We start from the raw sequence: 21,427 nt of genomic DNA on the forward strand, positions 1-21,427 counted from the left end.
GACTTCGGCGTCAACGTCTGAGCCAGTGAGCGCCCCCGGGGCGTTCGAAAGTCCGCTCTGTCCGGCGCCGCACCGTTTACGGTCGGCGCCGGACGCGCAGGACAACCGGAGAAACACCGCTAGGGGAGGACCATCACCATGGGCGTCACGCTCGCCAAGGGAGGCAATGTCTCCCTCTCGAAGGCCGCACCGAACCTCACCAACGTCATGATCGGACTCGGCTGGGACGCCCGCTCCACCACCGGCGCCCCCTTCGACCTGGACGCCAGCGCGTTGCTGTGCCAGGGCGGGCGGGTTCTCGGCGACGAGTGGTTCGTCTTCTACAACCAGCTCAAGAGCCCGGAGGGCTCCGTGGAGCACACCGGCGACAACCTCACCGGTGAGGGCGAGGGCGACGACGAATCGATTCTGGTCGACCTGCCCAAGGTGCCGGACACCTGCGACAAGATCGTCTTCCCGGTCTCGATCCACATGGCCGACGAGCGTGGCCAGACCTTCGGCCAGGTCTCCAACGCCTTCATCCGGGTCGTCAACCAGGCCGACGGCCAGGAGCTCGCCCGCTACGACCTGTCCGAGGACGCCTCCACCGAGACGGCCATGATCTTCGGCGAGCTCTACCGCTACCAGGGCGAATGGAAGTTCCGTGCCGTCGGCCAGGGCTACGCCTCCGGTCTGCGCGGCATCGCGCTCGACTTCGGTGTGAACGTCTCATAGCACCGCACAGTCCGGATGTAGGGCCCGACCCACCCGTAGGACACCGGCGCCCTCTACACTTCGTGGTCAACAGTAGGTAAAGCCGAGTACGGCGCGAGCGAGACCCGTACACACAAGATTGGGTAGCCAGTGCTTCTGAAAACCTTCGGCTGGTCGTTCGCGATCACCGCGCTCGGCCTGGTCGCCGCGGTCTTCTACGGGGGGTGGGAGGCCTTCGGCATCGTCGCGATCCTCGCCGTCCTGGAGATCTCCCTGTCGTTCGACAACGCGGTCGTCAACGCCGGGATCCTGAAGAAGATGAACGCCTTCTGGCAGAAGATCTTCCTCACGGTCGGCGTCCTCATCGCGGTCTTCGGCATGCGGCTGGTCTTCCCGGTCGTCATCGTCGCGATCACCGCCAAGATGGGCCCCATCGAGGCCGTCGACCTCGCGCTCAACAACAAGGACCGCTACCAGGAACTGGTGACCGACGCCCACCCGGCGATCGCCGCCTTCGGTGGCATGTTCCTGCTGATGATCTTCCTGGACTTCATCTTCGAGGACCGGGACATCCAGTGGCTCCGCTGGATCGAGCGCCCGCTCGCCAAGCTCGGCAAGGTCGACATGCTGTCGGTCTGCATCGCCCTGATCGTCCTGCTGATCACCTCCTTCACCTTCGCCACCCACGCCCACCAGCACGGCGGCGGCCACGTCGACAAGGCGCAGACGGTCCTGATCGCCGGCATCGCCGGCCTGATCACCTACATGATCGTCGGCGGCCTCTCCGGCTTCTTCGAGGACCGCCTCGAGGCCGAGGAGGAGCGCGAGCACGAGGAGGAGGAAGAGGCCGAGCGCAGCGGCAAGAAGAAGTCGGCGGTCCAGCTGGCCGGCCAGGCCGCGTTCTTCATGTTCCTCTACCTGGAGGTCCTGGACGCGTCCTTCTCCTTCGACGGCGTGATCGGCGCCTTCGCCATCACCAACGACATCGTGCTCATGGCCCTCGGCCTCGGCATCGGCGCGATGTACGTCCGCTCGCTCACCGTGTACCTGGTCCGCCAGGGCACCCTGGACGACTACGTCTACCTGGAGCACGGCGCCCACTACGCCATCGGCGCGCTGGCCGTGATCCTGATGGTCACCATCCAGTACGAGATCAACGAGGTCATCACCGGCCTCGTCGGCGTCGTCCTGATCGGCTGGTCGTTCTGGTCCTCCGTACGGCGCAACCAGCGGCTCGCGGAAGCCGAGGGAAACGCCGGGTCGGACGACAAGGCTGAGGTCTCCTCGGGGGTCTGAAGCGGCTCGCCGGGCCGAAAACGGAGGGTGTGACGCCCTCCTCGACGAGGAACGCTCTGATGGGGGCGGCCGACCGGTCGGCCGCCCCCAGGCGTTTTCAGGAGTTACTGGGGGCGGGAATGGGTTTCTTCGACGGGCTGCTGGGCGGCAGGGCGGCCGAGTTCGACTCGGGCAGCGCCGCGTCCAACTCCATCGAGCTCACCAGGCGGCACCAGCAGGTGTCGCTCACCAAGCAGGGCGCGGCCACCGGCAACCTGCGGATCAACCTGAGCTGGCGGATGCGGACGTCCGACTTCGACGGCGAGCAGCGCACGAGTCTGCTGCGGCACCCCTTCAAGGCGCTCAGGCCGCCGGAGGTGATCGGGCACGGGCAGAGCATGGTCAACGTCGACCTCGACCTCGGGGCGCTGTACGAGCTGGCCGACGGGACGAAGGGGGTCGTCCAGCCGCTCGGCGGCCTGCTCGGGGACGTGAACGCACCGCCGTACGTCAAGCTGAGCGGCGACGACCGGTTCGGTTCCGCGTCCGGCGAGACGATGTACGTCAACCTCGACCACCGGGACGACATCAAACGGCTGCTGGTGTTCGTCTACATCTACGACCAGACGCCGGCCTTCGACCGCACCCACGCGGTCGTCACGCTGTACCCGAGCAACGGGCCGCGGATCGAGATAGGCCTCGACGAACGGCATCCGCAGGCCCGGTCGTGCGCGGTGGTGATGATCGAGAACGTGAAGGGCGAGCTGGTCGTCCGGCGTGAGGTGAAGTTCGTGTACGGGTTCCAGGGGGAGCTGGACCGGTTGTACGGGTGGGGGCTGCAGTGGGGGCGGGGTTACAAGACGGCGGAGCGGTAGTTCGCGTACGGGGGTGGGGTGTGCGGTGAGTGCGCGAGTGCGGGTGGTTCGTGGTTGCTCGCGCAGTTCCTCGCACCCCTGAAAAACATCCAGCTAGCGCCCGATGAATTGCGGCCCCTGCGGAGGCAGCCGGAAGTCCGTGTTCGGGACCGTCGCCACCGGAACCGGGGCCGGTGGGGGATAGCCGTAGCCCGACTGGGGCTGTTGCTGGGTGTAGGCGGGCTGCGGGTAGGCGTAGGTGGCCGGCTGGGGGTAGCCGTACGCCGGCTGGGCGGGGACCGACGTCGGCTGCTCGGGCGGGAGCGGGAGGGACGTCAGGGGCTCCTCCATCGGCTCGGACTCGTCGACCGAGATGCCGAAGTCCGTGGCCAGGCCCTTCAGGCCGTTGCTGTAGCCCTCGCCGAGCGCGCGGAACTTCCAGCCCTCGCCCCTGCGGTACAGCTCGCCGCAGATCAGGGCCGTCTCGGCGCCGGTCTCCGGCTTGATGTCGAAGTGGGCCAGCGGTTCTGCATCGGGCGCCGAGGCGTCGTACAGCAGGATGCGCAGGGCGGGTACGTGTTCGAACGGGACGCCGTCCGCGGATGCGACCAGGAGGATTCGGCCGACGTTGGGCTCGACACCGGGGAGATCTGTCTGGATCGTGTCGGTGAGGCCCTCGGCGACCCGCTTCTTGCCGAGTCGCCAGACCTTCCCGGAGGGGTGCCGGGGCTGGTTGTAGAAGACGAAGTCCTCGTCGGAGCGCACACGTCCGTCGGGGCCGAGGAGCAGCGCCGAGGCATCCACGTCCGGAACCCCCTGCCCGGGCGTCCAGCGCAGCACGGCCCGGACCGTGGTGGCTTCCAGCGGGACGTTCGACCCCTTCAGCATCGCGTGCGTCATGCGGTCATCCTGCCCTCTCCGTCCTGGTCACGACAACGCGGGGGGCCTCGCGACCGACACAGGCGGGTTACCTGAAATTCATGCCCGGCGGGAACCCCGGACATGGCTTTGTACGTACTATTACCGGCCACCCTTTACCAATTCCACAGGCTCGGCCCATGCCACGGGGGAGTTTTATGCGTCATTTCGGGCACATCGCACCTGAGGTGCGGCAGCGCCTCTTCCACCAGGAGCCGTGCGAGTTCACCGCCGACTCCCCGGCCCGGCTGCTCTCCGCGGCCCTGGGCGCCACGCTGTACAGCCCGGCCACCCGGCCGCGGCTCGCCGACGACATCGTCAAGCAGGCGGCGTTGGGCGTGGTCTCGATGGTGCTGTGCCTGGAGGACTCCATCGGCGACGAGGACGTGCCGGCGGGCGAGGAGAACCTGGTCCGGCAGTTCGCCGACCTTGCCGAGCGGGAGCGGGCGGGCGTGGAGCTGCCGCTGCTCTTCATCCGGGTGCGGGAGCCCGAGCAGATCTCCGACCTGGTACGGCGGCTGGGCGCGAGCGTGTCGCTGCTGTCCGGATTCGTGTTCCCGAAGTTCACCGAGGAGCGCGGCATCCCCTTCCTCCAGGCCCTGGACGGCGCCGCACTCAGCAGCGGGCGCCGCCTTTTCGGCATGCCGGTCCTCGAGACGCCCGAGCTGATGTACCGGGAGACGCGCGTGGACGCCCTGGAGGGCATCGCCCGCGCCGTCGACAAGTACCGCGACAAGGTGCTGGCGCTGCGCCTCGGCGTGACCGACTTCTGCTCGTCGTACGGGCTGCGCCGCGCCCCCGACATGACCGCCTACGACGTGCAGATCATCGCCTCCGTCATCGCCGACGTGGTCAACATGCTGGGCCGGGCCGACGGCACCGGGTTCACGGTGACCGGGCCGGTCTGGGAGTACTTCCGGGTCCCCGAACGCATGTTCAAGCCGATGTTGCGGACCAGCCCCTTCCTGGAGGAGCAGGCCGTGGAACTGCGCAACCGGCTCATCGAGCACGCCATGGACGGCCTGCTGAGGGAGATCTCCCTCGACCAGGCCAACGGGCTGCTCGGCAAGACCTGCATCCACCCGTCCCACGTCATCCCCGTGCACGCGCTGTCCGTCGTCAGTCACGAGGAGTTCTCCGACGCCCAGGACATCCTGCGGCCGGAACGCGGCGGCGGGGGTGTACTTCGCTCGGCCTACACGAACAAGATGAACGAGGTGAAGCCGCACCGCGCCTGGGCCGAGCGGACCATGCTCCGCGCCGAGGTGTTCGGCGTGGCCAACGAGGACGTCGGCTTCGTGGAGCTGCTCGCCGCCGGGATACCGGGTTGACGGACGCTACGGGACGACACAGGGAACCCATGAACATCGCAGCGAACAACGGGGTCTGGTCCGGCAGCTGGGTCGCCGAGCGGCTCGGCGTCGAGCTCGTGGGCGACGACGGCCTGACGGCCCTCCTCGGCCTCGCCCTGCGCCGCAACCCCCGACGGGCCCACCTCCTGGTCTCCAACGTGCTCGGCAAGCACGTACCGCAGTCGCCGTCCATGGTGTACGGGCATGGCTTCGCGCTCGGCCGGCGGGTGCGTGACCTGCTCGGTGAGTCGCAGGCCGGGCAGGCGGTCGTCCTGGGGTACGCCGAGACGGCCACGGGCCTCGGGCATTCGGTGGCCGACGGAATGGGCCTCGCCCCGTATCTCCACTCCACGCGCCGGCCGGTCGCCGGGGTCGCCCCCGCGGGCGGCTTCGAGGAGTCCCACTCGCACGCCACCTCGCACCTGCTGCTCCCCGAGGACCCCGCCCTGCTCTCCGGCGACGGCCCCCTGGTCCTCGTCGACGACGAGTTCTCCACCGGCAACACGGTCCTGAACACGATCCGCGACCTGCACGTCCGTTATCCGCGGAAACGTTACGTCGTGGTGGCTCTGGTGGATATGCGGTCGGCGGCGGACGCGGGGCGACTGACGGCGTTCGCCGAGGAGATCGGCGCCAGGGTGGACCTGGTGGCGGCGGCGTCGGGGACAGTACTCCTGCCGGAGGGGGTGCTGGAAAAGGGACAGGAGCTGGTGGCGCGGTACGAAGAGAGTGCCGCGCCGGGTGCTTCGTCGTCCGCTCCAGCGTCGCGGCCGGCCGCGCAGTTCCCCGCGCCCCTTGAGGGCGTTGCCCTTGAAGCCGACTTCAAGTCCGCCCACCCCGGGGCGCGGGGCTGTGTTGAATCTGCGGCTGCCGCCGCGTGGGCGCGACAAGCCCCCACCGGTCCGCAGCCGACCGGCGACCGCACCACCCCCCACCTCCACCTCACCCGCGTCGACCTGCACTGGCCGCACGGCCTCCCCGACGGTGGACGGCACGGCTTCACCCCGGCCCACCGGATGCGCCTCGAATCGGCCCTCCCGTTGATGGCGGCCCGCGTGGCCGAAGCGCTCCCCCCCGACGCCCGCCGCGTGCTCACCCTCGGCTTCGAGGAGCTGATGTACGCCCCCCTCAGAATCGCCCGCGAGCTGGAGGCCCTGGTCGCCGCCGAGGTGCGGTACTCCACCACCACCCGCTCGCCGGTCCTGGCCGTCGACGACCCCGGTTACGCCATCCGCAGCCGCCTCGTCTTCCCGGCCCACGACAACCCCGCCGACGGCCCGGGCGAGCGCTACGCGTACAACGTCGCCGGCGCCGGGTTCGACGCCGTCGTCCTGTTCGTCGACTCGGCCGGCGACACCCCCGAACTGCACGCGCCCGGCGGCCTGCTGGACCGGCTCGGCGCGCATGCCCCGCACGTCCTGCTCGCGGTTGTACCGTCGTACGTCCCCGCGCTGACCGAAGAGAGCCCCGCCATGCTGCCCGAGCCCCTCCGCGGCCCCGCCTTCTCCTCGTACCCGGCGGAGGACGTCGGCTGGCTGCTCCAGGACCTCTCGGACGTCACGCTGGAGGCGCCGACCGAGGAGCGCGAGGAGGCGATCCAGAGCGGCGGCGCGCACTACGCCGAGTCGCTGCCGGTGGAGTACCAGCCGAGCGACCAGTACCAGGCGCTCTTCCACGCCGCCCTTGAGACCTCGGCGGCGCGGCTCGCGGAGGCGGTCGGTGTGGTCACCGAGACCGTGCTGGCCGAGCGGTCACCGCGGCCGGTGCTGGTGTCGCTGGCGCGGGCCGGTACCCCGGTGGGCGTGCTGATGCGCCGCTGGGCGCGGTTCCGGTACGGCCTCGACCTGCCGCACTACGCGGTGTCGATCGTGCGCGGCCGCGGCATCGACGCGAACGCGCTGCGCTGGCTGGCCGCCCACCACGACCCGCGGGACGTCGTGTTCGTGGACGGCTGGACGGGCAAGGGCGCGATCACCCGGGAACTCGCGGACGCCGTCGCGGAGTTCGAGCAGCGCTCGGGTGTCTCCGGTTTCGACCCGGAGATCGCGGTGCTCGCCGACCCCGGGTCGTGCGTGCGGACGTACGGCACCCGGGAGGACTTCCTGATCCCCTCTGCGTGCCTCAACTCCACCGTCTCCGGGCTGATCTCGCGGACCGTGCTGCGGGCCGACCTGGTGGGCCCCGACGACTTCCACGGCGCGAAGTTCTACCGCGAGCTGGCCGGGGCCGACGTGTCGGTGGCCTTCATCGACGCGGTCGCGGCGCGGTTCGCGGAGGTCGTGGACGCGGTGGACGCGGCCGTGAAGGAACTGGCCGTCGCCGACCGCACGCCGACCTGGGAGGGCTGGGCGGCCGTCGAGCGGATCAGCGAGGAGTACGGCATCCACGACGTGAACCTGGTCAAGCCGGGCGTCGGCGAGACCACCCGGGTGCTGCTGCGCCGGGTGCCCTGGAAGATCCTGGCGCGGGCCGGGGCGGGCGCCGACCTCGACCACGTGCGGCTGCTCGCGGAGCAGAGAGGGGTGCCGGTGGAGGAGGTCGGCGAACTGCCGTACACCTGTGTCGGGCTGATCCACCCCAGGTACACGCGCGGGGCGACCGGCGCCGACGGCCGGGCGGTGAACGTCTGATGGCGGTGATCGTCGCGAGCGACCTCGACCGTACGCTCATCTACTCGGCGGGCGCCCTCGCGCTGACCATGCCGGACGCGCGGGCGCCCCGGCTGCTCTGCGTCGAGGTGCACGAGGCCAGGCCGCTGTCGTACCTGACGGAGACGGCCGCGCGGCTGCTGACCGAGCTGGGGGACGCGGCCGTCTTCGTGCCGACGACCACCCGGACCCGCAAGCAGTACGAGCGGATCAACCTGCCGGGGCCCGCGCCGAGGTACGCCATCTGCGCCAACGGCGGGCATCTGCTGGTCGACGGGGTGTCCGACGGGGACTGGCACCGGCGGGTGCTGGCGCGGCTGTCCGACGAGTGCGCGCCGCTCGACGAGGTGCGGGCGTACCTGGCGGAGCACGCCGACCCGGTGTGGCTGCGCAAGCAGCGGGTCGCCGAGGACCTGTTCGCCTACCTGGTCGTGGAGCGGGAGCTGCTGCCCGAGGAGTGGGTGAAGAGCCTCGCGGTGTGGGCGGAGAACCGCGGCTGGACGGTGTCGTTGCAGGGGCGGAAGATCTACGCCGTGCCGAAGCCGCTGACGAAGAGCGCGGCCATGCGGGAGGTCGCGCGCCGGACCGGGGCCGAGCTGACGCTGGCCGCCGGTGACTCCCTGCTGGACGCCGACCTGCTGCTGGCCGCGGACCGCGGCTGGCGGCCGGGGCACGGGGAGTTGGCCGACGCCGGATGGACCGGGCCGGCCATTGCCGCGCTGCCGGAGCGAGGGGTGCTGGCCGGTGAGCGGATCCTGCGGGAATTCCTGAAGGCGGTCCGTGCCGGGAGCTAGCCGCAGCAACCGCCGCCGCAACAGCCCCCACCGGAGCCGGCGGGGGCGCCGGAGCCGGCGGCGGACGCGGAGGCCGTGCCCCCCACCGCCACCGTCGACAAGAGCTTTACCGTGTCTTGATGCCCCTCCGGGCATGCTGCCGGAGCCGATGACTCGGCCATGGGGCGGGACAGTTCGAAAGTGTCGCCGCAGGTGCGGCAGCGGTACTCGTAGCGGGGCATGAGGGACAGGCTAGCGGCAGTGATGCGGAGGGCGTGTCAAGCCATGTGAGGCGGGCCGGGAAATACCGTCGTTCCTCGGACTCGCCCTCTTGGATTCGCGAGAGCGCGAGCGCCTACACGCGCCACATCAACGACATGGCCGGAGACCTCAGCGCCAAGGACTGCCGTCGACGCGGTCGCTCCTCGGTTCTACTGCGCCTGAGCCTCTGATCCGGCCCGCTGCTCCGCCTCGGGGTGGCGGGCCCGCCAGTACGGGTTGTCGTGCGGCAGGTTCGTGCTGACCCTGCCGTACATCCCGAACACCATCAGTACCAGGCCCACGATGAAGCTGAACAGGACGTTCTGGATCTTGAAGGCCAGGAAGTCCGAGTCGGTGTCGAGCAGACCGAGGAACAGGAAGCCGTTCAGGATGAACAGCACGCCGAGCACCATGTTCAGTGTGGACGCGAAGTTCCCGCCGACCACCATGCCGACGAAGAGCAGCAGCCCGACACAGATCGACAGCACGCTCAGCGCGCCGTTCGTGTTCAGACCCAGCGCGGTGTTCCCGCCGGTGTCGAAGTAACCGATGTGGCGGGTGAGCCCGAGGATGCCGAAGGCCAGCAGGAACAGGCCCATCAGGCCCGCCCCGATCCGGTAGACCCTGTTCAGGCGGTGGTCGACGGGCAGCGCCTCGTCGAAGTCGATCTTCTTCCGCCGCGTCCCCGGGTGCGTGACGTGTGAGGCCATCTCCGCCTCCTGGTGTCGACTGCGGGACCCTACCCAATATCCGCCCGCGACGGCTCTTCGGCAAACGCCTCAGTGACCGCCGGTGCCCCGGTCCTCCCGGATCCGCGCGACCACCTGCGCGACCGACTCCCGTACCGCTTCCGTCTCCGTCAGGAAGTGCCAGTAGTCCGGGTGCCGCCCCTGCAGCGACCCCACCGCCCGGTCCAGCCGCGCCACCGCGTCGTCCAGCGGACGCGCGTGCCGCGGATCGGGACTGGTCCGCCCCGACATCGCGAGCCGCTGCGCGTCCCGGATCGCGAACCGGGTCCGCTCGACCTCCTGCTGCGGATCCTTCTGCACACCGTTCAGCCTGCCCAGCCGGTCACCGGCCGCCGACACGGCCTCGTCGGTGCTGTTCAGCAGCGCCCGCACGGTCGCCAGCAGCGAGGTGGCCTCGGCCCACTTCTGCGCGTCCCGCGCGGCCTGCGCCTCCGTGAGTTTGAGTTCGGCCTGCCGCACGTTCGCCACGGCCTGCTCGGGCACCTGCTGAAGATCCTGCCAGCAGGCCGCCGAGAACCGCCGCCGCAGCTCGCTGAGGACCGGGTCGACCTGCCCGGCCCGGGTGGTCAGCGCCTGCGCGCGCGTCCGCAGGCTCACCAGCCGGTGGTCGATCTCGGCGGCCTTCTCCGGCAGCCGCTCCGCCTCGACCCGGATCGCCTCGGCCTCCCGCTGCACCCGCCCGGCCCGCTCCAGCGTGGCCTGCGCACCGTGCTGCCCGGCCCCCTGATTGAGCTTGGTCAGCTCGGGAGAGAGAGCGGCCAGCCGAGCCGCGAGGTCATCGGCCCGCAGCTGTGTCTTCCGTACGGCGTCCAGCGCGTTGCTGGCCGCCAGCAGCGCCTGCCGGGCCCGCTCCACGGCGGGTGCGAGCCGTGCCAGCTGCGTCTCGGCCTTGCCGAGCAGCGGCCCGAGCGACTCCCCGAACCGGTCCAGCTCCCGCTTGACCCCGACGAGCTCGTCCTTGGCGCGGGTGATCTCCCCCCGGGCCCGCGACGCGGCGGCGGCCTCCAGGTCGTCCCGGTCCAGGTCGTAGGCGTCGATGGCCTGGATGTACCGATCGCTCACGTCGTCGATCCGCCGCCCCAGCGCCTCGAAGTCGGAGACGGCACGACGGGCGGCCGGCGAGTCGTCGACGGCGGAGATGGTCTCTATGGAGATCCGCAGATCCCGCTGAGCGGTGTCCAGCTCGTAGAAGGCGGAAGCGGCGGCGTCCTTCGCGGCCTGGGCCTCGGCCCGCTGACTCTCGGCCCGCCCCCCGAACCACCGCCGGGTCCCGCCGCCGGCGAACGCCGCGGGCAGCACGAGAGCGGCCACCAGCGGCAGACTCATGAGGGCGACGGCGTCCCGGAGAGCGGCGGGGGCACCGTGCCGGGGTGGCGGGGGAGGCGCATACGACTGCCCGGGTGTCGCCGTTGTCGCCGTCACATCCCTCTCCCGTGCCGCGGTACGCCCTGTGCTCAGGCGGTGGAATCATTCTCCCACCCGTGACAGACGAACACACGGGCCGGTCAGTTCGCGGTTCGCTCGATCACTTCGGTTTTTCCGGCGAGGCGTGCCGCCCGGTCCGGAGAACGCAATTGCGGGGCAGAGTCCTGAACGATGTAGGCTGTCGACTCGTCTCGGGTGCGTAGCTCAGGGGTAGAGCGCCTGCCTTACAAGCAGGATGTCGGCGGTTCGAAACCGTCCGCGCCCACCAGAAGCGGGTAGCACGTCGACGGCCCCCGGTGTGATCACCGGGGGCCGTCGACGTGTCCGCGGTCCCTCTGCCCGGGGGCCTCGTCCTACTTCCGGGGGCTGCAGTCGTAGAGGCTGAAGCTGCCGTCGGCGCGGCGGCCGTAGGCGGTGGGCCGGATGCGCTTGCAGTGCGACTTCACCCAGGTAGTGGTGGCACTGGTGGGACGCTGGGTGGTGAGCAGCGCATAGCGCACCTGGTGGTCGGCGACGAGGCTGCCGAACTGCTGGGCGGTGGGGAAGGGGGTGTCGCCGGTGAAGCCGCCCATGACGAGGATGGGTTCGGACTTCGCGCGCAGCAGGGGCTCCGCGGTGTAGGCGGCCTGGGTGGCGAGCAGGTACTTCTCGCCGTTGCGGTGCGCGGAGAGGTAGTCGAGCAGGGCGGTGTCGCGGGTGCTGGGCTGGTCGAGCCCTATTCTCCGCGGGGCGCGGTGCTGGTGCTGGTAGTACGAGTTGCCGACCGGACCGGTCATCGGCGAGGCCGCGGCGCCCGCGTAGAGCGGGTCGAGGCTGGAGACGGCCCAGCCGGCCGGTACCACCAAAGTGGCCCCGATCCCGGCGGCGAGGGCCGCGTGGATCATCCGTGGGGAGGTGCGCGGCCCGCGGCTCCACAGGCCCACCACACCGCACAGGGCGAGCATCACGGCGACCGGCAGCAGCCAGGAGACGAACCGGGTCGGCCAGTCGAGCACCAGCGCCCATGCCGCCGTCAGCGCGATCGCCGCCGGCAGTGCCATGTGCCGCCGGCCGCCCCATGCGCGCGCCGGCCCGTGCTCGGATTCGTCCACGGCCACCTGCGGTGACCATGGCTCCGATTCGTGCGCCGACAGGTACGGCGACCAGGGCACCGGCTCGCGCTCCGGCTCGTGGTCCGCCCCCTGCTCCGGCTGGTGGTTCGGCCCGTGCTCCGGCTCGTGGTCCGGTCCCTGCTCCGGCTCGTACGCCGACTCGTACTCCGACCGGAAGAGCGCGAGGCCGCCGCCGGCCAGTGCGGCGAGCGCCGGGGCGATGACGGCCGTGTAGTAGGCGTGGTTGCCGTTGGAGGCGCTGAACACCACGGCGTGCACCGCCAGCCAGCCGCCCCACAGCAGGAATCCCGCGCGGAGCAGGTCGGTTCGCGGTTGCCCGCTGCGCCAGACGACGCCCAGGACCGCGGCCAGCACGGCGAGCGGCAGGAACCAGGCGACCTGCGGGCCGACCGTGTTGTTGATCAGCATGTCCCAGCCGGTGTTGCCGGTGGTGCGGCTGGTGGCGGTGCCGGCGACGGCGCCGAACGCGGTGGAGTCGCTGCTGAAGCGGCTCAGGCCGTTGTAGCCGAAGACCAGGGCGAACGGATTGTTGTCGGTCGTCCCGTCGAGGTACGGGCGGCTGCCGGCCGGCGTCGCCCACGCGATCAGCGCCCAGAGACAGGAGACCGCCAGCGCGACCGCACCCCCCAGCAGGACGCGCAGCGCCCGCCTCACCGCGGTGCCGGGCGCGGCCAGTTGGTACACGGCGGCGAAGACCGGCAGCACCAGCCACGCCTGCAGCATCTTCGTCTGGAACGCGAGCCCCACCCAGACACCGCAGGTGATCAGCGGCAGCAGCCGTTCGGTGCGCACCGCCTTCTGCAGCGCCCCGGCGGCCGCCACCAGGAGCAGGGTCAGCGCGGTGTCCGGGATGGTGGCCCGGGCGAGGACCACCGTGACCGGGGTGAGGGTGAGCACCAGCGCGGCGGTCAGCGCGGCGAACGGACCGGCCCAGGCCCGTACGATCCGGTGCAGCAGCCATACGGTGAGGACGCCCTCGACGACCTGCGGAAGCGCGGCCGCCCAGGTGTGCGGGCCGAAGAGCCAGACGGAGACCGCGTCGGGCCAGAAGGCGCCGGGCAGCTTGTCGATGCTGATCGCACCGCTGGCGTCGAGCCCGCCGAAGAAGAAGGCGCGCCAGCCGCTGGACATCGACCGTATCGCCGCCCCGTAGAAGGGGTGGAGCGCGGCGTGCCCGATGCCCCAGGAGTACAGCACGGTGGCGACGACCAGCACCGCGGCGAGCGCCGGGCGCTCCCAGCGCGGGGCGTCTTCCGGCCGGCCGGGGCGTCGGTTCGCCGCCCGGCGGCCTCGGTGCGCTCCGGTGGGCCGGACGGCGGGGATGGCGGTCATGGCAGTGGGGGTCCTCGGATCGGCAGGTCAGGTGAGGCAGCGGTGCACAGGCCGGGGCGCGGGCGGCGGGATCACAGGCGGCGGGCCGCCCGGAAGCCGCGGGCGTAGAAGTCGGTGCCGTCCAGCAGCGCGTGGCCCGACAGGTCGCCCATGGTCGGGCCGTTGGCGGCGGAGCGGCTGGAGTAGAAGCGGTGGCGGCCCTGGTCGTCGAGGCCCATGTAGAAGCCGACGTGGTCGATGAAGTTCGGGCGGTCCTTGATGATGGCGAAGAAGACCAGATCGCCGGGTTGCAGGACGCCCAGATCGGTGGGCCGCTCGTCGGTCTGGGGGATGATCAGGCGGCCGGGGCCGTAGGCGGCGATGGCGTAGGCGCGGCGCGGCAGGCCGACGCCCTTGGTGTTGGTGTTGTGCAGGGGGATGCCCATGCGGTAGCCCCACACCAGTCGCTGGAAGCCGGAGCAGTCGACGCAGCCGTAGCGGGCCTGCTCCGGCTGCACCCGGGTGCCGTCCGGGAAGTCCCAGGGCACGCCCAGATAGTCGAAGAAGTCGGACTGTTCGTCGTAGTAGGCGAAGTCCAGCGGGTTGCTGACCTTGGAATTGCGCGGGCCGAAGTGCGCGGTGCCCGCGTAGCGCACACCGTCGGCGTTGCGCTTGTCGCGTGCCCCGGCGCTGCTGTACTGGAACGCCACCGCGAAGACGTCCGGGCTGGTGTCGGCGAGAGCCTTGGGGAACCAGCCCCTAAACCAGGCGGACTTCTCCATGCCCTGCTGCCACGCGTGCGGCAGCACCCGCACCCAGGCGTCCGTGGTCACCTTGGCCTCGGTGGTCCGCGGCTCGCTGAAGGTGCGGGCGGGCCCGGTGAGTACGGCCGTACGCGCTCCGTCGGTGAACGTGGCGAGCGTGCCGCCGTCGGCGGAGCGGGCCACGGTGCGGTCGGGGGCGGTCAGCCGCTCGAAGGTGTGGGCCCCGGTGGGCCGGGAGCTCGGGCCGGTGCCGGTGCCGTCGTCGGCCGAGGCGTCACCGCTGTCCTGCCCGAGGCGGTCCCAGGCGAACGCGCCCGCCACCCCGGCGGCCGCGACGCCCGCGATCGTCCCGAGCAGGGCGCGGCGGTTCGGTTGGCTGCGTTTGCCTGCGTGTTGGGAATGCATGGACGATCCTCCTGAAGCACGAGGTGAGAGGGCGGGGGCCGGGTCAGGCGGTGGGCAGGACGCCGATCAGCAGACCGGAGACCAGCACCACGTAGGTGGCCAGTGTCACCGCGGTGGTCGAGATGAGCGTGGGCGCCAGCGGCTGACGGACCATCTGGTAGGAGACCAGGCCGGGCACGATGAAACCAAGGGTCTGTGACGTATAAAGCAGCGGGAACTCGTGACTGAGGGCGAGCATCACGGTGGTCTGTATCAGCACCGCGCACAGCACCACGGCCGCGAACAGCCGCTTTCCGTAGAGAATCACCGTGCGCTGCAGCAGCTTCGTCATGAAGTACGTCAGCCCCGCCACACCGACCATCAGCCCGGCCATCTGCACGTCGGTGACGAGCGTGAGGGCGATCCAGCCCGGGGTGATCATCCCACCGGGGGAGAGATTGGTGGTCAGATAGCAGACGAGCGAGAAGACCAGCCCGAGGGCGATCCCGAGCGCGGCGGTCTGTGCGTTGAGATTGGCGGGGATCACGGGTTCCTCGTGGACTGGGACGGATCGTACGGGTGGCGCGAGTCGTCTGTGGCGTTCCGGCCGTCGGGCCGGCCCTCGCGGGCGGCGACCCGGCGGGCGAGTTCGCGCTGTTCCGGGAAGTGGAAGGCCATCGTCGGGGTCTCCAGCGGCGCCACCCAGCTGTACGGCTCCGACTCCGGCGGCCGGGCCGTCGCGATCTGGGGCCGGACCAGCGCGATCTGCATGGTCTCCTGGTCCAGTCCGTCGCCGCCCGGAACGGCGTTGAGCAGCTCCTCCGACTCGTCCAGCGGCAGCTCGGCGAGACATTCCAGGAACAGCTCGCCCTGGCCGTGGATGTTGCCGATCGCCACCAGGGAGGCGGCCGGGCCGAGTTCGGCGAGGATCGCTGCGGTCACCTCCTCGGGGTCCCGGCGGTCGCCGCCGAGATCCACCACCCGCCCGGCGAAGTCGGCCGGAATCGCGTCGCGGGCGCTCTTGGTCGGGTGGCCGATCAGGAACACCGTCTCGGCGCCGAGGTCGGGGACGATCGCGCCCATCTGGCCGTTGCGCTCCACCCGGTCCGGGCGGCAGTTGATGACCGCGTTGACCGGCCGCCTGATCGCGCCCAGGTCCTCCAGCTGCTTGACGTTCATCAGCGTCGACTCGGGGTCGTTGGCCGCGAAGACGTTGGCGAACCGCAGCCGCCCCCCGCCGGGGGTGATGTAGCGCTCCACCGACAGCACGCCCGGGTCGGGCGGCGCGTCCCACATGCCCTGCATCGCGGTGTGCCGCTCCACGCCGAGCAACTCGGCGACGGTGAGCGCGATCGCCACGTTCTCCTTGAAGGTGAACCAGCTGAAGCCACGCAGCTCTTCGTCGGTGACCATCTCCGGGTCGGCGTAGACCAGCCTGCAGTTACGGGCGTCGGCCTCCTCCTGGAGGATGTGGAAACGGTCCTTCTCCGCCGTCACGCACACCCCGCCCACCGGCATGGAGCGGGAGAGCGAGCGGGCGACGTCGTCCAGCGTCGGCCCCATCTCCTCCAGATGGTCCTCGCGGACGTTGCACAGCACGCCGATCGTGGAACGGATCAGCTTCTCCTGGTTGATCTCCTGCAGCGCGGGCATCACCGCCATGCACTCGATCACCAGCGCGTCCGGCCGGTAGGTCGCCGCCCGGCGCACGATGCCGATCTGCTCGACGATGTTGGACAGCCCGAACTTGCGGTAGATCGGTTCCTCGGTGGCATCCGGATGGATGAACCGGGCCGCGGTTCCGGTGGTCTTGGCCACCGTGACCAGACCACCGCCGCGCAGGGCGCCCGCGCATAGCCGGGTGATCGAACTCTTGCCGCGGATGCCGTTGACCAGCACCCGCGTGGGTATCTGCTCCAGCGAGGCGAAGTGCCGCTGCTGTTCGAGGATTCCAGCGATCCACAGTCCGGCGCAGCAGAGCAGGACTATGACATAGAGGAAGAGCATGCCGATTCCGTCCTTCTACCGCTGGAGGGTGTTCTCGCGCAGGGGCCGGTAGGGCCCGGCGGCATGGCCGGATCTCGCTGCCCGGTCCTGTTCCGCCAGAGCCTGGCGGATCAGCTCCAGGCTGCGGGTGACCGAGCCGATCTCGTCGTGGTTGACCGGGTGCAGCACGGTACGGCGGTCTCCGCCGGCGAGCCGTGCGACGAGCACGGCGACCGAGCGCAGTGGCCGGATCACCAGGACGTGGAGCCAGCCCAGGCAGAGTGCGCCCAAGGTGAGGCCGAGGATCCCGGCGAGCATGGTGCGCTGCTGGGCCTGCATCGCGGGGATCTGGAGCGCTGCCGCGGGTTCGGCGGTCACCACGTGCCAGCCGAGCTGGGCCGTCGGACCGCTTTGCGCCAGCGGTGCGGCAGCGTCGACGGACGGGCCGGAGGACGTGCGGAGCACCGCCGAGGTCGCGGTGCCCGGTGTGCCGGGGGCGCCCTGGGTGGAGCGGGCGAGGCGGGTCAGGCCGGAGTCGGGCAGCGCCTGGAAGGCGCGGTAGCCCACACTCGCCGCCAGCACCTTGTGGTTGCGGTCCGTCACCCAGACGCTGCCCAGCTTCGGCCTGGCCAGAAGGGAGTTGAGAGCCTTCACGTCGATCTCGCCGAACAGCACCACGCCGGCCGCCGGGGTCTTGCCCGTGACGGCCCGGACCTGGGCGTAGGCGGCGATCGCCGGGATCCGGCCCGAGGTGTTGACGGTGGTGATCCCGCCGCCCCGGGGCACGTGGACGAGGGTGCGCAGTGGCGTCTCGCCCACCCTCAGCGTGATGCCGCCCGAGCGGTCCAGGAGATACAGCGAGCGGTACGACCGGTGGCCGGCGAGGGCGTGCCGCAGGGCCTTGGCCTGGTCCGCCCGGCTCGTGCCCGGCAGCCGTGCGGCCGTCTCGGTCAGGTCGGTGTACGACTGGTCGAGGGACTGCCGGATCCGGTTCGTCGCGATCTCGGTGCGCGCCTGCTGGTCGGCGAGGACCGGAGCGGGAACGGCGGTCGCGACGTCCGCCCGGTTCAGCACGGAGATCATCGGCACCGCCCAGCAGGCCACCACCACGACGCCGACCACGGCCAGCGCCCGGTAGCCCGGTCCGCGCCGGGCCGGGATCTCCTCGGGGCCGCTCTCGCCGAGCAGTTGCCGGCGCAGTGACTCCAGTGCCCGCCCGATGCGGGCCAGTTCCCCGAAGCCGTGCACCGGAACCGGTCGGTACAGCTCCTCCAGCGCGGCCGTCCCGTCCTCGGTCGCGCCCCGGGCCAGCCGGCCGGCGGACAGATACAGCCGCAGCAGCGGCCGCTGCACCAAGAAGTGCAGCGCCAGCCCGAGCAGCAGCGCGACCCCGGCCAGTGCCCCCGCGGCCTTGAGGGCGAAGGGCAGGTAGTCGGTGGCGGCGGTCGTGACGGGCACCGCGCGGGAGGTGAACACCACGAGACCGAGGTCGTCGGTGCTGCCCGGACCGGTCGCCGAGGCGACCTGGGCCCAGCCGGCCACCGTGCGCCGGCTGCCCGTGGCGGCGCCCAGCAGGCTTCCCGAGCCGTCGGTGTCAGGCCCTGCCTTCGCCGCACGGGCCGCCGTCGCGGGCAGCCCGCTGTCGGCGGCGGCCGGCACCGCCGTGCCGCGGGTCGTGGTGGCGAGTGCGGTGCCGTTCGCGTCGAGCACTGCGGCGGCGCGTCCGTCGCCGTACGTCGTGAGAGCGGGGAGCACCTCGGAGACCACGAGCAGCCACTGCCGGTCGGCCCGGTTCACCAGCTGGTCCTGGTTGGCGTCGTCCTGCTGCGCGGGCACCGTGACCTTGGCGAAGTACAGCAGCTCCCGGGTGCCGTTCGAGGTCACCAGGCGGGGCCGGAGCACACCGTGCCCGGACGCCGTCCTGGCGACGTCCACCCCGGCCAGCGGCACCGACTTGCCGCCGGCCGCCAGCAGTTTGCCGGTGCGCGCGTCGATCAGCGCGCTGCCGACGACCGCCTTCCTGGCGGAGGTCAGCGCCTTGAGCGTGGTCGTGGGGGTCGACGCGCTCGTCGCGGGGTACGTGTTCGCCGTACGGTGCACCGAGTTCGCCTCGACGTCGATCGCGGTGCGCATCGACAGCGCGGTGTCCGCGGCGATCTGCTGCTCCCCGTTCAGCACGGCCTGCGGCACTCGCGTCGCGTGGATGCCGTCGAGACCGATCACGGTCACGACGGCGACCACCAGCAGCAGTCCGACGAGAGCGGCTATCGGCGGGCGCACCCCGCCAAGTATCGGCATATCGGCGCGGCGGCGGACACGGTGTCGGCGCGGCGCCCGGGGGGCGGAGGGCAGGGCAGCGGATCCTTCCTCAACTGGCGCCAAGCGTTCGAATGTTTGACGTCGCAAACACTCTAGCCTCACGCCATCACATAACCGTCACATAATCATGCCAGTGTCGTACGTGTGAACTGGCCATGGGGAGAAGGCCGGCCCGCGGTGGGCGACCACCCCCGACAGGACGAAGGGCGGACCCACGAACAGGACCCGCCCCTCACCTCTCCGGTCGGTCGTCCGGTCAGCGGACGAAGGAGATCTCCGGGTACTTCGTGGAGGGCCCGTCGAGCAGGGTGCTGTGCTTCTTGCTCAGCTCCTGGTCGAAGAAGGCCGCGAGATAGACGCTCTGGACCCTGACCGCCCGGGTCGGGTCGATCGTGCCGTACTGCTGCTGGAGCTGCGACTGGGAGATGCCGAGCAGGCGCGCCTGCTGGGGCACCATCCACTCGTTGTCGCTGAAGGACAGGTGCGCCGAGCCCTTGAGCTTGATGTCGACCCGGTAACCCTTGAGGTGCGACCACATCGTGCGCCACGACGAGTCGTTGTTGCGGTTGTGGCTGCCGGAGCTGAAGAGCATGAAGGGGCGCTTGAGGTCCTTGTTCTGAGCCGACCCGAAGAACTGCCCGTCCAGGTTGGCACCGGCGGCGATACGGCTGTCGAGCTGCATGGAGGTGGCGACCGCCGCGCCGCCCAGTGACCAGCCGAACATCCCGATGCGGGACATGTCCACCGACTTCGTCAGCCCGGCGGGGAGCGTGGCCTTGCCGGCGTCGGGGTTGCCGCCCTTGCTGAGCGTGCCGAGCTGGTTGATGACGAACTTGATGTCGGCCGCGCGCACCTTCAGGGTGTCGGAGGAATGGGCGCCCGCCGGCATCGTGTTGACCTCGAGCCGGTTGCCCGGGAACTGCACCTCGTTGGCGTCGTGGGTGTGATCGACGGTGACGACAAGGTAGCCGCGGCTGGCGAGGTCCTGGGCGAGGGCGGTGCCCATCGCGCGGTCCGAGTGCAGGCCGGTCGAGTACAGCAGGACGGGCAGCTTGCCGAGCTTGGTGTTCACCGGGGCGAGGACATGTCCCGCGGTCTTCGGCAGGGTCACCTGCTGCGGCGACAGGCCACGGGTGGCGAGGAAGTGGGCGCCGGAGATCGACGGCATCCAGGGCGCCTGGTAGTGCCCGGACGTGTTGGTGGCCGGGTACCAGAGCGAGACCATCAGCTCGCGAGGCTTGCTGCCGGAAACGTAAGGATCCGTACGGGACTTGTCGACGAGGTGCAGGCCGACCATGCCGACGCTGTACTTCCCCGCCGGCGCGGGCATGGTGAGCTGGAGACCGGTCGCGTTGGCGCGGCCGGCTGCGAGAGTCTGGGCGCTGAGGGTCTTGGTGCTGAGGGACTTCTGGAGCACCGCCTCGTCGTTCGTGGGCGCCCAAGGCGTGGTCTGGTCGGTCTGGTCGGTCTGGTCGGGCGAGAACCCGTTGGCCGCCGGCTTGGCGGCGGTGTTCCCGGCGGCCATCGCCGGCGTCATCCCCGCACCCAGGGCGACGGCCAGCGCACTCGCCGTGCCGGCCGCTCTGGCTATCACTTGGCGGCGGTGGCGCGGGCGGCGGTGTTTCATGGAACCCCCTTGTTGGTCCGCGGTCGCGGAATGGGCGATCGACTGTCGCACACCGTACCGCCACAGCGTCAGCCGGATCCGCCGCCTCGGGAGGTAGCCGCAGCCACTCACGTACGGGATGCCGAGTCGTATACGCCGGGCTGAAGCCGTGCGCTCCGCCTGAGGGGCGATGTCTTCGAGGTGTCGTTGCGGCCGCACATCCCCTGCCTGGTTGCGGGTGCCGCCGCCGAACCGGAAGTCGCCCTCCTCGGCGTGGGCATCGGCCTGCCGCCGCTCTGCCTGTGTGGCACCGCGTGGGCTGGTCGGCCGCGGGCAGCTCGGGCGGCCCGTATCCGGCCGCGAGAGCGACGCCGGCGCGACCTGAACGAAGTCGGCCGACGTCAGGGGCCTCGCACGCCACCCGTCGACTTCGCGTACCCGACTGCGATCCAGGTGCCCGTGCGCTGCTGTTCGCGAGCGTCGCAGGCGCCGTCAAGGATCCGGCAGCGGTTCCCCGTCTCCCGTTCTCGCCGATCCGGCCACTAGTGCGAGTCGGCGCGGCTCGTTTGCTCCTGCGGGCAGGAGGCCGGCGGTTCGACGCCGTCCGCGCCCACGTGAACAGACGACCCCGGCCGAGCGGCCGGGGCCTCTCGTGTGTTCAATCCGTCTCGTGCGCGTGCTTGAGCCGGCTCCGGGCGTCCATGCGGTCCGGTGCGGTGACCTCCGCCCAGAAGCGGTGGCCGCTGACGAACACCGCGAGTTCGTGCTCGCGACGGCGCAGCTTCTCCACCTCGGCCTGTTCGTCCTCGGTCCAGCCCGGGGAGGCGGGGCGCTCCACCTTGCGCCAGCCGCCCTCGTCACTGAATCCGTCCAGCGGCTCGACCGACCAGGGGAGCCGCTTCAGCAGGGCCGACAGCTCGGCCCGGACCTGATGCAGCTCCTCCTGACCGGCGAGGAGGTCACTCGGAAAGTCATAGGTCGCAGCCACGCGGCAATG

General features: G+C 70.9%; 17 protein-coding genes and 1 tRNA gene. 7 read left to right on the forward strand and 11 right to left on the reverse strand.

Annotated features, from left to right (window positions below; translation table 11 throughout):
* The first annotated feature begins 138 nt into the window (after positions 1-138).
* The 3 genes from JF597_RS22920 (at position 139) to JF597_RS22930 (ending at position 2,843) form a co-directional block, all read left to right on the forward strand.
* Complete coding sequence (locus JF597_RS22920; RefSeq protein ID WP_293997730.1) at positions 139-714, forward strand: TerD family protein; 576 nt, start codon at positions 139-141, stop codon at positions 712-714.
* Positions 715-843: 129 nt separating this feature from the next.
* Complete coding sequence (locus tag JF597_RS22925) at positions 844-1,989, forward strand: DUF475 domain-containing protein (RefSeq protein WP_293997732.1); 1,146 nt, start codon at positions 844-846, stop codon at positions 1,987-1,989.
* Positions 1,990-2,108: 119 nt separating this feature from the next.
* Entirely contained in the window at positions 2,109-2,843 is a 735-nt protein-coding gene (locus JF597_RS22930; RefSeq protein ID WP_293997734.1) for a Tellurium resistance, read from the forward strand.
* Positions 2,844-2,936: 93 nt separating this feature from the next.
* Here the strand turns inward: JF597_RS22930 and JF597_RS22935 are convergent, their stop codons facing one another.
* On the reverse strand, positions 2,937-3,722 hold the full coding sequence (locus JF597_RS22935) for a TerD family protein (protein ID WP_293997736.1): 786 nt from the start codon (positions 3,720-3,722) through the stop codon (positions 2,937-2,939).
* Positions 3,723-3,898: 176 nt separating this feature from the next.
* Between JF597_RS22935 and JF597_RS22940 the strand changes: the two genes are divergently transcribed.
* From JF597_RS22940 to JF597_RS22950, 3 genes are read left to right on the forward strand one after another with little or no spacing between them, the layout of a single operon-like run.
* Entirely contained in the window at positions 3,899-5,071 is a 1,173-nt protein-coding gene (locus JF597_RS22940) for an HpcH/HpaI aldolase/citrate lyase family protein (RefSeq protein WP_293997738.1), read from the forward strand.
* Positions 5,072-5,100: 29 nt separating this feature from the next.
* Positions 5,101-7,722 (forward strand): phosphoribosyltransferase, encoded by a 2,622-nt coding sequence (locus tag JF597_RS22945; protein WP_293997740.1) that lies wholly within the window; start codon positions 5,101-5,103, stop codon positions 7,720-7,722.
* Positions 7,722-8,534: an HAD family hydrolase gene (locus JF597_RS22950; protein ID WP_293997742.1), complete on the forward strand. Its 813-nt coding sequence runs from the start codon at positions 7,722-7,724 to the stop codon at positions 8,532-8,534. The genes JF597_RS22945 and JF597_RS22950 overlap by 1 nt, the downstream gene beginning before the upstream one ends.
* On the opposite strand, the gene JF597_RS22955 is transcribed toward JF597_RS22950, so the two are convergent.
* The 3 genes from JF597_RS22955 to JF597_RS22965 all read right to left on the reverse strand — a co-directional run bounded on the left by JF597_RS22955 (position 8,531) and on the right by JF597_RS22965 (position 10,945).
* Positions 8,531-8,755: a zinc ribbon domain-containing protein gene (locus JF597_RS22955; RefSeq protein ID WP_293997744.1), complete on the reverse strand. Its 225-nt coding sequence runs from the start codon at positions 8,753-8,755 to the stop codon at positions 8,531-8,533. The two genes, JF597_RS22950 and JF597_RS22955, sit on opposite strands and share 4 nt — an antisense overlap.
* A gap of 189 nt (positions 8,756-8,944) precedes the next feature.
* Positions 8,945-9,484, reverse strand: coding sequence for a DUF4383 domain-containing protein (locus JF597_RS22960; RefSeq protein WP_293997746.1), 540 nt, complete (start codon positions 9,482-9,484; stop codon positions 8,945-8,947).
* A 69-nt stretch (positions 9,485-9,553) separates the two neighbouring features.
* A complete protein-coding gene (locus JF597_RS22965) occupies positions 9,554-10,945 on the reverse strand; it encodes a hypothetical protein (RefSeq protein WP_293997748.1) in 1,392 nt (463 codons plus the stop codon).
* Positions 10,946-11,141: 196 nt separating this feature from the next.
* Here JF597_RS22965 and JF597_RS22970 point away from each other — a divergent pair.
* A tRNA-Val gene (locus JF597_RS22970) sits at positions 11,142-11,216 on the forward strand.
* Positions 11,217-11,301: 85 nt separating this feature from the next.
* Here the strand turns inward: JF597_RS22970 and JF597_RS22975 are convergent.
* The 7 genes from JF597_RS22975 to JF597_RS23005 all read right to left on the reverse strand — a co-directional run bounded on the left by JF597_RS22975 (position 11,302) and on the right by JF597_RS23005 (position 21,418).
* Positions 11,302-13,392, reverse strand: a complete 2,091-nt coding sequence (locus JF597_RS22975) for a glycosyltransferase family 39 protein (protein WP_293997764.1) — start codon at positions 13,390-13,392, stop codon at positions 11,302-11,304.
* A 71-nt stretch (positions 13,393-13,463) separates the two neighbouring features.
* Positions 13,464-14,540: a hypothetical protein gene (locus JF597_RS22980; RefSeq protein ID WP_293997766.1), complete on the reverse strand. Its 1,077-nt coding sequence runs from the start codon at positions 14,538-14,540 to the stop codon at positions 13,464-13,466.
* A 43-nt stretch (positions 14,541-14,583) separates the two neighbouring features.
* The gene (locus JF597_RS22985; RefSeq protein WP_293997768.1) at positions 14,584-15,066 is read right to left on the reverse strand and encodes a poly-gamma-glutamate biosynthesis protein PgsC/CapC; all 483 of its coding nucleotides are present in this window, start codon (positions 15,064-15,066) and stop codon (positions 14,584-14,586) included.
* Positions 15,063-16,526, reverse strand: a complete 1,464-nt coding sequence (gene pgsB / locus JF597_RS22990) for a poly-gamma-glutamate synthase PgsB (RefSeq protein ID WP_293997770.1) — start codon at positions 16,524-16,526, stop codon at positions 15,063-15,065. The genes JF597_RS22985 and pgsB overlap by 4 nt, the downstream gene beginning before the upstream one ends.
* A gap of 15 nt (positions 16,527-16,541) precedes the next feature.
* Positions 16,542-18,785 carry a HAMP domain-containing protein gene (locus JF597_RS22995; RefSeq protein WP_293997772.1) on the reverse strand — a complete coding sequence of 748 codons (2,244 nt, stop codon included), beginning with the start codon at positions 18,783-18,785 and terminating at the stop codon, positions 16,542-16,544.
* A 295-nt stretch (positions 18,786-19,080) separates the two neighbouring features.
* On the reverse strand, positions 19,081-20,451 hold the full coding sequence (locus JF597_RS23000) for a hydrolase (RefSeq protein ID WP_293997774.1): 1,371 nt from the start codon (positions 20,449-20,451) through the stop codon (positions 19,081-19,083).
* Positions 20,452-21,088: 637 nt separating this feature from the next.
* Positions 21,089-21,418, reverse strand: a complete 330-nt coding sequence (locus tag JF597_RS23005) for a hypothetical protein (protein WP_293997776.1) — start codon at positions 21,416-21,418, stop codon at positions 21,089-21,091.
* Positions 21,419-21,427: the final 9 nt, after the last annotated feature.

Source organism: Streptomyces sp., from assembly GCF_019510245.1.
Classification (GTDB): Bacteria; Actinomycetota; Actinomycetes; order Streptomycetales; family Streptomycetaceae; genus Streptomyces.